General features: G+C 75.8%; 6 protein-coding genes. 3 read left to right on the top strand and 3 right to left on the bottom strand.

From position 1 onward, the window contains the following. Nucleotides 1-2,739 carry an ATP-binding cassette domain-containing protein gene (locus ACF089_RS31630; protein ID WP_392034163.1) on the top strand — a complete coding sequence of 913 codons (2,739 nt, stop codon included), beginning with the start codon at nucleotides 1-3 and terminating at the stop codon, nucleotides 2,737-2,739. Nucleotides 2,740-2,774: 35 nt separating this feature from the next. On the opposite strand, the gene ACF089_RS31625 is transcribed toward ACF089_RS31630, so the two are convergent. Then, complete coding sequence (locus ACF089_RS31625; RefSeq protein ID WP_392034160.1) at nucleotides 2,775-5,969, bottom strand: lantibiotic dehydratase; 3,195 nt, start codon at nucleotides 5,967-5,969, stop codon at nucleotides 2,775-2,777. Between the two features lie 301 nt (nucleotides 5,970-6,270). Beyond that, nucleotides 6,271-6,726: a cupin domain-containing protein gene (locus ACF089_RS31620; RefSeq protein WP_392034299.1), complete on the bottom strand. Its 456-nt coding sequence runs from the start codon at nucleotides 6,724-6,726 to the stop codon at nucleotides 6,271-6,273. Nucleotides 6,727-7,348: 622 nt separating this feature from the next. Here ACF089_RS31620 and ACF089_RS31615 point away from each other — a divergent pair. Both ACF089_RS31615 and ACF089_RS31610 read left to right on the top strand, forming a co-directional pair. Next, the gene (locus ACF089_RS31615) at nucleotides 7,349-9,385 is read left to right on the top strand and encodes an ATP-binding cassette domain-containing protein (RefSeq protein ID WP_392034157.1); all 2,037 of its coding nucleotides are present in this window, start codon (nucleotides 7,349-7,351) and stop codon (nucleotides 9,383-9,385) included. Between the two features lie 376 nt (nucleotides 9,386-9,761). Then, on the top strand, nucleotides 9,762-10,664 hold the full coding sequence (locus ACF089_RS31610; RefSeq protein WP_392034154.1) for an NUDIX domain-containing protein: 903 nt from the start codon (nucleotides 9,762-9,764) through the stop codon (nucleotides 10,662-10,664). 250 nt (nucleotides 10,665-10,914) lie between these two features. On the opposite strand, the gene ACF089_RS31605 is transcribed toward ACF089_RS31610, so the two are convergent. After that, nucleotides 10,915-12,120 carry a glycosyltransferase family 87 protein gene (locus ACF089_RS31605; RefSeq protein WP_392034152.1) on the bottom strand — a complete coding sequence of 402 codons (1,206 nt, stop codon included), beginning with the start codon at nucleotides 12,118-12,120 and terminating at the stop codon, nucleotides 10,915-10,917. Between the last annotated feature and the right edge of the window lie 2 nt (nucleotides 12,121-12,122).

The raw sequence follows: 12,122 nt of genomic DNA, 5'->3' as shown, positions 1-12,122 counted from the left end.
ATGGAACCGTGGACCGCCACCGCCCCGCCGGACCCCTCCCCGGCGGACGCCCTCGCCCGCCGCGGCTCACCCGCCGGACATCGACCGCTCGCCCTCGTCGCCCCCGGCGTCCTGTGGCTCGTCGCCGCCGGATCCGCCGACCTCTTCGCGGCCGACCCGGAGGGCGCGGGAGGTCCCTGGCACCACCTCGGCAGGCTGGGGCCCGGGGCGGTCCTGGCCGCTCCCGCCGCCGGACCCCGCCACCGCCTCGTGCTGCGCCCCCTGGCCGGCGCCAGGGTGCGCGCCGTCGACCTCCCCGAGGATCCCGCCGACCCGCTGACCGGCCCCGAGCTGGCCGCCCTCGACCGGGGCGTCGACGCGGTCCTGGCCGTGCTGGCCGACTTCGCCGCCGCGTCCGCGCCGAACCCGGCGGGCCCGTGCGGTCCCCCGGATCCGGCCCCCTGCCCGGCGCCGCCCCCCGGTGCCGGGCAGGGCGGACCGGACCGCACCGGCGCCGCCGCACGCGACCGCGCCGCCGCGCGCCTCGCCGACGCCCTGCGCGCAGCCGAGGCGGCCGTCGACGCCCGGGAGCGGCGCCGCGACCGTCAAGCCGCCGCCTCCCGCCGCGCCGACCGGGACGCCCGGCGGCGGACCGCCGAAGCGCTGCGGGCCGCCGCCGCACCCGGGCCGCTCCCCACCGTCCCCGCGGACGGCGCGGAACCCGCCGACCGCTACGCAGCCGTCGCGGTCGCCCTCGGACTGCCCCTCGGCCCCGCCGGACCCCCGGCCGGGCCCGGCGACGCGAGCGATCCCATAGCGGACCTGGAACGCCGCACCGGCGCCAGGGCCCGCCGGATCGCCCTGACCGGGCCCTGGTGGCGCTTCGACCACGGCCCGCTGCTGGGCCGCCGCACGGCCGACGGAACCCCCGTGGCCCTCCTGCGGCGGCGCGGCGGCTACCGGCTGCGGGACCCTCTCGGGGGCAGTACGCGCGTCACGGCGCGGACCGCCGCCGCCCTGGAGCGGACCGCTGTCACCTTCCACCGCCCGCTGCCCGACGGGCCGCTGCGACTGCGCGACCTGCTGCGCCACGCGCTGCGCGGTTCGCGCGCCGACGCCGTCCGGATGACCGCCGCCGCGCTCGCCGCCGTGGCCCTGGCCTTCCTCGTACCGCTGGCCACCGGCGTCGTACTCGGCTCCCACGTGCCCGCCGGGCGCACCGGGAGCATCACGCGGCTCTGTCTGGCGCTGGTCGCGGCCGGCCTGGCGTCGGCGGTCTTCGGGGTGGTCCAGAACGCCGCCCTGCTGCGGATCGAGGGACGGCTGGAGGCCACCGCCCAAGCGGCGCTGTGGGACCGGCTCCTGCGGCTGCCCGCGCGCTTCTTCGGCCGCCGCTCCACCGGGGAACTCGCCCACACCGTCCTCGGCGTCCTCGCCGGACGCACCGCGCTGGCGGGCCTGACCTCCCTGCTGCTGCACTCGGCCGTCACCGTCGTGGTCGGCCTGACCCTCATGTACTGGATCAGCGTGCCGCTCGCCCTGATCGCGACCGTCCCGATCCTCGCCGCCGCCGCCGTCCTCGGCCGCCTCGGCCTGCTCCAGGCCCGGGCCCAGGAGGAACTGCTCGCCCGCAGCAACGCCCTGACCGACCGGGACTTCCACCTGCTGCGCGCGCACGCCAAGATCCGGGGGGCGGGCGCGGAGGACCGCGTCGTCGCGGACTGGGCGATGCTCCACCGCGACCAGCAGTGGGCGACCCGCCGCGCGGTACGCCTCCAGAACACGGCGACCGCGCTGGCCTCCGGCTGTCTGCCGCTGTGCGCGACCGTCGTCTTCCTGGCGTCCGGCCCCGCCCGGGCCGGGGTCTCCGAGGCCCGGTTCCTGTCGTTCTACGCCTCCCTCGCCGTGACCGTCACCGGCGCCGTACAGGTCGCCGGCGCGCTGAACGCGGCCCTGGCCGCCGTACCGATGTTCACCCGGCTGCGCCCGCTGCTCGCCCACCCCCTGGAGGCCGCCGCCGACGCGGCGCCGCCCGGGCGGCTCACCGGCGACATCGCCGTCGAGCACGTGTCCTTCGGCTACGAACCCGGAGTGCCGGTGCTGCGCGACGTCTCGCTGCGGGTACGCCCGGGGGAGATGCTCGCCGTGGTGGGCCCCAGCGGCTGCGGAAAGTCGACCCTGCTGCGGCTGCTGCTCGGCTTCGAGCGGCCCTCCTCGGGTGTGATCCGCTACGACGGCCGCGACCTGGCGGCCCTGGACGGAGCCGCCGTCCGGCGGCAGTGCGGCGTGGTCACCCAGCACGCGCGGCCGCTCGACGGCACGATCCTCCAGGCCATCACCGCCGAACGCGGGCACAGCCTCGACGAGGCGTGGGAGGCCGCCCGGCTCGCCGGACTCGACGAGGACATCGCGGCCATGCCCATGGGCATGCAGACGTTCCTGAGCGACGGCGGCGCCCTGTCGGGCGGGCAGCGGCAGCGGCTGGCCATCGCCCAGGCCCTGATCAGACGGCCCCGCGTGCTGTTCTTCGACGAGGCCACCAGCGCGCTCGACAATATGACCCAGGCGATCGTCGCCGACAGCACGCTGAAGCAGCGCGCCACCAGGATCGTCATCGCCCACCGGCTGTCCACCGTCATGAACGCCGACCGCGTCATCGTGCTCGACGCCGGCCGCGTGGTCCAGCAGGGCCCGCCCGCCATGCTGACGGCCGACGCCGGCGGCCCGTTCGCCCGGCTGGTGCGGCACCAACTGCGCTGACCCGCCCGCCGGTCGGCCGGGAGCCCGCCCGCCCCTCAGCCGGAGGCGGCGCTCCCGTGCCGCGAGCGGCCGAGGTGGTCGCGCGCGACGCCCCGCAGCACCGCGAGCGTACGGGTCTCGTGCGCGCGGTCCGTGCCGATCAGCCGGTTGTGCTGCATGTGCAGCAGCCCGTCGACGGCCGTCGCGGCCCGCTCCCCGGGCCGCCCGCCGATCACGGCCTCCCCGAAGCGGCGCGGCGCGGCGCTCCTTGCCCACAGCTCCGCCGCCGCCCCGGCTCCCGGCAGCCCGGCGAACGCCCGCAGGCAGCGGCCCGGGACGATCCGGGTGAGCGCCGCCGCGCGGTGGCGGCGGTAGAAGCGGCGGCCCTCCTCGGTGTTGGGGTAGTGGCGGTCCACCCACTCCCACCACGGCCAGGCGCCCAGCGCGTCGAGCAGAACGCCGTGCTGCGCCGCCGCCACGATCTCCGACGGCAGTTCCGGGCCGGCCGCCGCGCACACCGGGATCAGGCCGAGCGCGGCCCGGCTGTCGAGGGCGAAGACCTCCTCCGCGAGCGCCAGCGCCGCCGGGCCGCCGTAGCGCCGCCGCTCCGGGCGGTAGCCGTCCAGCACCCAGTCCCCCGCCAGCCCCGAATCCCTCAGCCGCGTCAGGCCGGTGTGCAGCGCGGGCAGCACCTCGCGCAGCAGCACGGCGGGATCGCCGTGCAGCCGCAGCCGCAGATGCGGGGCCGGGTCCCGGTAACGGGTGAAGAACCAGCGGTCGGTGTGCCCCGACTCCCGCGCCGACTCCAGGAGACGGCCCAGCGGTCCGGCCAGCAGCCGGTCGTGCTCCGGGGCGGCCGCGTACAGCTTGAGGCAGAGCCATTCGCCGCCGGGGCTGTGGACGGGGAGGGGCGGGGCCGGGGGGAGTTCGGCGGGCTGCGCCCGGGCGGGCGGGACCGGGGGCGGTTCGGCGGGCCGGGGCGACGGCGCTCGGACGAGCCGATCCGAGGGCTCTCCGCCGGGCCCGGGCCGGGGCGGCGCGGGGTCCGGCAGACGGGTCAGCGACACCGCGATCTCGTGAGCGCGTCCGCCGAGCCAGCCGAAGGCCCCGGGGCCGGCCGCCAGATCCTCGTACACCTCGACGCCGCCGTCGCGAACGACGCCATCGCGAACGCCGCCGTCGCGCAGCTCCTGCCGGAGCACCTCGCGGTGCAGCGGCTCGTCCAGGTCGAGCGCGCAGACCCGGTCCCCGGCCGCCGCGAGCACGTGCCGGGCCACGCCCAGCGACGAGCGCCACTCCTCGAAGGCCGCGCGCCACCGCGCCGTCGGACCGTCCGTGCCGAGCATGTCCGGCGACGGCCGCCACCGGGCCGGGGCGACCACCACGCGCCCGTGCCGTACGCGGGGCAGGAACGGGTGGGCGTCCATCGCCCCCCAGCGCCACGGCGACCAGGTCGACTGGCGCGCCGTCGACAGCTCCAGAAGGAACCGCACCAGCGGCGGCAGCGCGCTCGCGCCCAGCAGATGCGGTTTGCGTACGACGATCTCCCGTCCGCGCTCCGGTTCCACCAGCCGCAGCCGGCCCCGGTCGGCGACGACGGCGAGCCGCCGCCAGTCCAGTGTGCCGGGCGCCGACCGGTCGGCGAAGATCCCGACGGGCAGGACGTGGTCCAGCAGCCGGGGGACCTGGCTGATGTTGCGGTGCCGGGCGCCGGCCGGTTCGAACATCACCTGGGCGCGGACCGCCCCGGGCGGCACGGGCTCCGCCAGCAGGTCCGCGACCTCCCGGGTCCCGAGGAGGCCGGCGAATCGACCCGCCGACGCGCCCGCGCTCTCCGAGCCGCCGGACGGCGACAGCAGCAGCGTGAAGTCGCCCGCCTCCAGCGCCGGCAGGCTCGGGGCGAGGACCTGGGCGAACAGTTCGAGCGACGCGGGGCCCGGTTCGCCGTCGTGCGTCACCTCCAGCCGCCGCAGCGTCTCCTCGTCGAGCAGGGCGTCCCCGCCGCCGCGCAGCGCGTCGTGCACCAGCCGGGCCAGTGTCGCCGCCCGCCGGGGCTCCTCCTCCGGCCGGGGGCGGCGGTGCGCGGCGGCGTCCGGCAGCCCCAGGCCCCGGTGCGGATCGGTCAGTTCGGGCAGGGGGACCGCGGACCCGTCGCCGTACCGCTCGGCGAAGGACTCGGCATAGGCGTCGAGATGCGGCAGGATGCCGCGGTGCGGCGACATGCGCCACAAGGAGGCCGCGAGGTGCTCCAGTTCACGGCCGACGGCGGGCGGGAGGCCCACCTCGGCGTCCGCCCGCAGGTCGGTCTGGAGCGGCGGCGGCACCGACTCGCGGACCCCGCGCAGCACGGCCTTCGCCCGCCGCAGTTCCCCGAGCCCCTCGCCGGGCGGCGTACGGGCGTAGGCGTCCAGCGCCTCCCGCGCCCCGCCCGGCGCCGCGCGCGCACCGGGGACCGTACGGTGCGGCAGCTCGTCCAGGGCGGCGGCGTCGATCACCTCGGGCATCAGGGAGGTGAGCAGGAAACGGGCCGTGACGAGACGGCGCAGCAGCAGATCGGCCCACCTCGCGGAGGGCGCCGGCCCGTGCTCCGCCAGCTCCCCGGCCAGCGTGCCGAACCGCACGGGGACCGCCGCGCGCTCGTACACGAACCGGACCGCGGGGCCCAGCCGGACCGAGCGCTCCCGCCGCGCCGCGGCGCCGTCCGCCGACCCCGTCCACGGCAGATGCAGCCGGTCGCCGCGGATCAGGCACAGATCGTTGACGACCACCTCCGTGTCGTCGACCGGCCCGCCCTCCGCCACGCACGCGTCGACGGCTCCGGCGAACCATCCGGCGTCCGGGCGCGCCGACTTGCGGTGCGCCGCGCCGATCCGGGCGTACGGTACGGGCGTCAGCTCCGCGAGCGCGACCCCGGCGAACGTGCCGAAGGGCGTCGGGCGACGGGTGATCCGCAGCGCGTACTTCGTCAGGGCCGCGGCCGCCGCGACCAGCCGCCCGTGCCGGGGCGCCCGGCCCCGCTCGATCTGGCGCAGCGTCAGCGCGAGTGAGTCGCCGGCCAGCTCGACCGCCTCGCGCAGCACCGGGTGGGAGGCCAGCGCCGTCACATACGCCGCCGTCTCCTCGTCGGGCCCCTCCGGATCGCACCGGACGGCCCGCGGGCCCGGCCCGTCGAACACGCCGAACGCGCCGACGGGGAGGGCCGCGATCCGCAGGACGATCCGGTCGGCGGCCGCGTACCGGGGGTCGGTCATGTCCCCACTCAACGGCGGGGCCCGCAGTGGTGGCAACGGGCCGGGCCGGGGATCTCGGCATACTTTTCGGTCGTACAGGTCGTACAGGTCGTACAGGTCGTACAGGTCGTACGGGCCGGCGGATGTACGGCGGCCCGGGCCGTGGCGGTCGCGGCACTCGGCTCGCCCCGGACGCTCCTGGGCGGGAGCCCGCGTCGGCTCGGGGCCGGTCCGGGCGGTGGTCAGGGCATCGATCCGGCGCGCAGCGGCCTGAAGACGCGCGTGCGCCCGGCGCTCCCTTCGAAAACGCCGATTCCCATGGTCACTCGGCCGTGTCGGCCGGGGTTCCGCGACCCGTCGGTTCCTGGGCCAGGGTGAAATCCTCGTACGCGAAGCCCGGTGCCACCACACAGCTGACCAGGACCTCTTCTCCCGACCGGGGCCGGGCGGCCTGCCAGTGACCGGAGGGCACCAAGTACTGCGGATGGTGTCCCGCCTCGATCTCCGGTCCCAGGGTCACCGTGGTCTCCCGGCCGGGATCGGGGGCGGGCCCGTCACCGGCGAGCCGGAGCGTCAGCGGGCCGCCGCGGTGCCAGAGCCACAGCTCGTCCGAGAGGACCCTGTGCCAGCGCGACTCCTCACCGGGCTCCAGGCAGTAGTAGATCCCGCTCGCGGCGGTACGGAGGCCGCTGTAGCCGGGGGGCCGGAGCCGGGTGTGGGGTCCGGTCCGCCAGGTCTCGCGATACCAGCCGCCCTCGGGGTGGGGCCGGAGGTCCAGCAGCCGGACGAGCGGAGAACGGCCGGGCTCCGGCGAGGTCGCGGGGCCGGCGGGGGGGCTGCTCGGTCCACAGGGGGCTCCCGGTCGTCGGTCGGCAGAGGGTGTCGTGGCGGTGGTCGACCGTCGGCGCGGTCGGACAGGTCGTCACGGTCGGCGGATCGTCGCGATTCATGCCGTCAGTCTGCCCCCGGGCGGTGGGCGGCAGGCGGTAGGCGCGGGCAGGCGGGCAGGCGGGCAGGCGGGCAGGCGGGAAATCCCATCCGTCACATGGCTATCGCCGTCGGCGATTCGGCCACCGCGGGCCCCGGCACCGCCCCGGGCCCGGTACGGGTCGGTGGCCGCTACAGCCTCGGAGATTCGCTTGTTCATGCGGTTCCCGGCCCGGCCGAAAGACGTGTGTTCGAACGAGCGGTCCGGATCGTTGTCCCGAATACCGCGGCGATACCGCGTCACCGACAGCCGAGACGCCCCACCCGGCCAGTGGCTGATGACCCTCCCGCGCCCCTCGGCGCGTGAACAGATCAAGGAGAACGCCGATGACGTCGACGACCCGCACCGCGGCTCCGCCCGTCCAAGGACGCCGGGGAGCACCGCGCCCGCAGCCCGCGCCGGGGAGGCGCGGATGACCGACGCGCGGAGCGGGGCTCAGAACGGGGGTCAGAACGGGTTCGGCCGGACGGCCGGGGGGCACGTCCCGCCGCCCCGGGCGGTGTCCGGGCTGGGCCTTCCCCCGGCGCGGGTGCCCGCCGGGCCCGCCGACGGCGACGACATCACCGACGGGATGGAGACCGCGTACTGGGCGGTGCACGACGGGGCGTCGGCGAAGGCCGGCGTGTGGGAGATCCTCGTCCAGCTCCCCCGGATCGTGCGGCAGGTCGGGGCGCTGGCCTGGCGGGCGGACCGCCGGGGCACCGTCGCGGTCGCCGTGCTCCAGTTGCTGTCGGCGGCGATGAACGCCTTCGGGCTGGTCGCCTCGGTCGCCGTCCTCCACACGCTGTTCGCGTCCGGGCCGACACCCGACAAGATCCGCTCCGCGCTGCCCGAGCTGGCCCTGGTGGTGGTGCTTCTGTCGCTGCGGGCCGCGCTGGAGACCGCGGTGGCCACCGCCGAGGCCCGCCTCACCCCAAAGATCCGCACCTCGTTGGAAGTGGAGTTCTACCGGCTGGTCGCGCACGTACGGCTCGAAGCGGTCGACGACGCGAACTGGCACGACGACATCCACCGGGCCTCCGACCGGGGCCTGTACTTCGCGCGGCAGGTCGTCGGCCAGATCGTCGCCCTGGCCGCCGCCCTCCTCGACCTCGTCGCCACCGCGGCCGTCCTCACCGTGCTCCACCCGCTGCTGATCCTCATGCTGCCGCTGTCCGTGCTGCCGGTCGGCGCAGCCGCCGTCCGCGCGGCGAAGGAGCGCTTCCACTCGTACATGCGGTGGAACGCCCTCCAGCGGCGGGTGCGGACCTTCAGCTGGATCCTGCTCGACCAGGACTCGGCGGCCGAGATCCGTTCCAACACCACCCAGGGCGCCCTGCTCGCGGAGCACCGGCGGCTCACGGAGAAGATCGCCGCCGAGGACACCCGGCTCGGCGTCCGCGCGGCCCGGATCCATCTCGCCGGGCGCATGGTCGGCGGCGTGGGCACCGGCGTCACCTACGCGGCGCTGTGCGCGATGCTGATCGGCGGCTGGATCCCCCTCGCCGTCGGCGCCGGCGCCGTGCTGGCCATCCAGTCCAGCCACCGTTCGCTCACCGTCTTCGTGAACACGGCGCACCTGGTGTACGAGCAGGCCCTGTGGGTGTCGGATCTGCTCGCGGTGCAGGCCCGCTGCCGCGGTCTGCTCCCCCGCACGGGCGGCGCACCGGCCCCGGGGACCGTACGGGAGATCCGCCTCGACAACGTCTCCTTCACCTACCCGGACAAGTCCGTCCCCGCGCTCGACGGCGTCAGCCTCACGCTCAGGGCCGGGGAGACCGTGGCGTTCGTCGGCGTCAACGGCAGCGGCAAGTCCACCTGTTCCAAGCTGATCGCCGGCCTGTACGACCCGTCCGCCGGAGCCGTGTCCTGGAACGGCGCCGACGCACGGACCCTCGACCCGGTCTCGCTCCAGCGGCGCGTCGCCGTGGTGTTGCAGGATCCGGTGCACTATCCCTTCACCGCGCTGGCGAACATCACCGTCTCGCGGGGGTCACTGACCGAGTCCGTTCCCGAGGAAGCGCACGCGGCAGCCGTGGCCTCCGGCGCCGACACCGTCATCGCCGGTCTCCCCGCGACCTGGCGGGCCCTGCTGTCCAAGCGGTTCGCGGGCGGGCAGGAACTCTCCGCCGGACAGTGGGCCAAGATCGCGGTCGCCCGCGGGCTCTACAAGGGCGCGCCCGTCCTCCTCCTCGACGAGCCGACCGCCAGCATGGACCCACGCGCCGAGCACGCCGTCTACCAAGCCGTCCTCCGGGGCGGCCGCCGGCCCGGTCAGATCACCGTCCTCATCTCGCACCGGCTGGCGTCCGTCGTGGAGTGCGACAAGATCGTCGTCTTCGACGGCGGGAAGATCATCGAGTCCGGCTCACACCGGCAGCTCATGGAGCGACAGGGCGAGTACGCCCAGATGTTCGCCCTTCAGGCGGCCGGGTACCAGAAGGCGCCGGCCGGCGCGGAGGAGGCATGACCGCGGGCGCGGGACCCTCCGCGGGCGGACGCCCCGCGGGAAGGGGCCCGCCGATGACACCCCGGGCCGCCGCCCGGCCGAGGAGTGCGCCTCCGCTGTCCGCCAGAAGGGGCCGGGGGGCGGGCCGCCGTCCTGATCGCCGGAAAGGGCCGGGGGCCGGGCCGCCGTCCTGATCGCCGGGGCATCGACCCCGCGACGAGCGCGGAGACGGCCTCGTGCCTGCCTGTCCTGTCCGCCGTGCTGCCGGGGTTCGGGCCCGCCCGGCCGCTCGACGCGATGACCGTACCCTGACAGCCGGTCACCCCCTCCGAAGAGGTGTGTCCGTGGCCGGGCAGCGATCTCGTCCACTCGTTCTCCCCGATGACAAGGCGGTCCCATGCACGATCCCTCCGAGCCGCAGGGCGCAGCGGTGCTGCTGGTCAACCCGGCCGGTCAGTACCTGCTTCATCTGCGCGACGCGAACAAGCCGCACATCTGCGACCCGGGTACGTGGAGCATTCCGGGAGGCGGCCGGGAGAGCGGGGAGACAGCCTTTGAGGCCGCCGAGCGCGAGCTGTCGGAGGAGACCGGGCTGGCCGTTCGCGGGCTCATACCGTTCACCGTCGTCGAGTCCGTCGGGCCGGACGGGCACACCAAGGGCCGTATCCAGGTCTATCTCGGAGCCTGGGACGGGGACGCCGACGCTCTGCCCGTGACCGAGGGGATCATGTACCGGTGGTTCGACACCGCGACCATCGCGTATCTGACGATGTGTCCGTGGGCCCAGCGGGTCATCGACCTCCACCGGGCCGAGCGGCCCCTCCCGCCGCCCCGGACCGACACCGCCGCCGCGCCGGTGAACCGGACCCGCCCGCACATCGTCGGCGTCCACCTCTATCTGGAACGGGACGGACAGGTGCTGCTGGGGCTGCGTCACCCGGACTCGTCGTTCGCCGGATCCATCCACCACTTTCTGGCCGGGCACTGCGAGCAGGAGCCGGCGACCGGGGCCGTGGTGCGCGAGGCGTGGGAGGAGGCGGGCCTTCGGATCCGGCCCGAGGATCTCGAACTCGTCCATGTCGTGCACACTCCCGACCGGTCCGGCGGCCTGCCCCGGGTGCAGCTCGTCTTCCGGGCCCGTGCCTGGGACGGGGAGGCGGTGGTCCGTGAGCCGGACCAGTGCGCGGGCTGGGCCTGGTGGCCCCTGGACGCGCTGCCCGAGCCGATCGTGCCGTACACCCGCGCGGCGATCGAGGGAATCCGCGCCGGTCGCGTCTTCACCGAACTCGGCTGGACCTGACCGCTCTCGGGACCCGGGCTTCCCCCGTCGCCCCCGAGATGAGCCGCGGCGGGGCGAGACACGGCCTTCGGCGGCCGCGAGCGGCGTAGGGCGACTGGCGGGAGCCGCTCGGCGGGGCCCTGTTCCGGCACGGCGGTACGAGAACTGGGCCCCGCCGAGCGGCGAAGCATCGGTGCGGGGCGCGTGCCGCCGGTTCGGATCCGCGCGTCTCCCCTCGGCCGCTCGCTCCGGACCGCGACCCGCCGGGGTGTCAGGAGCCGGTCGGCTCCGAGGTCTTCCGGTCGGCTTCCCGTTCGACCGGGTCAGGGCGATCGGCGGGCCGGTCCGGCGACAGGGCGGCGGCGAAGCGGGGCCAGACGAGGAGGACGATGGGGTAGATGGCGTAGCCGACGCGGGTGGCCGGGGACAGCACGATGGCCAGGATGAGACCCAGCGCCATCCGGTCGGCGGCGGCGACGGTGTTCCGGGGCGGGCGGACCAGGAGTGATATCCCCACGCCCAGGGCGCTCAGCCCGATGAGCGCCACGGTGACGGCCTTGCCGTTGGGGACCAGCGACACGATCAGGCTCCCGAGCAAGGGGCTCTGCGCGGACGACGCCGTGGGGCCGAGGCCCAGCGGATAGAGAACGACGTTCTGGTAGAACGCGTCGCTGTCCACCAGGACCATGGGCAGGACGGAGAGCACGGGGATCGCCGTGGCCACCGCCGCGCACGTGAGCGCGGCGCGCTTCCCCTCGCGTACCGCGAGCACGGCGAGGATCACCGGGATGGCCGGCCAGGCGGTCCACTTCAGCGCCGCCGCCGCGCCCACGGCCAGGCCCGCGCGTCCGGCCCTGCCCCGGTGCGTGCAGGCCAGAGCCAGACAGATCAGCCCCATGACCGGCGGGTCCACGCCGCCGATGGCGAGGGGCAGCGCGACGACGGGGCAGGCGACGAGCCACAGCGCGCCCGTCCACGCCGTGATGCCCTGCGCGGTGCCGTACGGACCGGCGTCGGCGCCCCGGCCCTTGGTCAGCACCCGTACGGCGCCGGCCACGGCGGCGAGGAAGCCGATGACGAACCACAAGCGGGCGCTGGTGAACGGGTTGTCGCCGAACAGCACGTGCGGTATCCCGAAGAGCGCCATGCCGGGGAGGTAGGGATTGAAGTCCTTCACCTCGTGCAGGGCGGTGTTGTACGGGGTCCCGGAGGAGAGCAGCAGGTCGGCCGCCCGCTGTACGACGCCGACCTCCATCTGCGCCTTGCCGATCACCATCAGGTACAGCAGGGGCACGACCGCCGCGCCGACGACCGCGATCGTCGCGGGGGTACGGGCCCACGACAGGGACTGCCTCGCCGCGACCAGGGCGGCGCACGCGTATCCCGCCGAGGCGATCAGGCCCCACGCCTGCTGGGCCGTGTCGGGCGGAGACAGCAGTCCCACCACGAGCGCCGACACCGCGCATATCACCAGCACAG

It is taken from the genome of Streptomyces sp. NPDC014894 (assembly GCF_043080985.1).
GTDB lineage: Bacteria > Actinomycetota > Actinomycetes > Streptomycetales > Streptomycetaceae > Streptomyces.
Note: the sequence above shows the minus strand (reverse complement) of the source record. Positions and strands in the feature narration are given on the sequence as shown.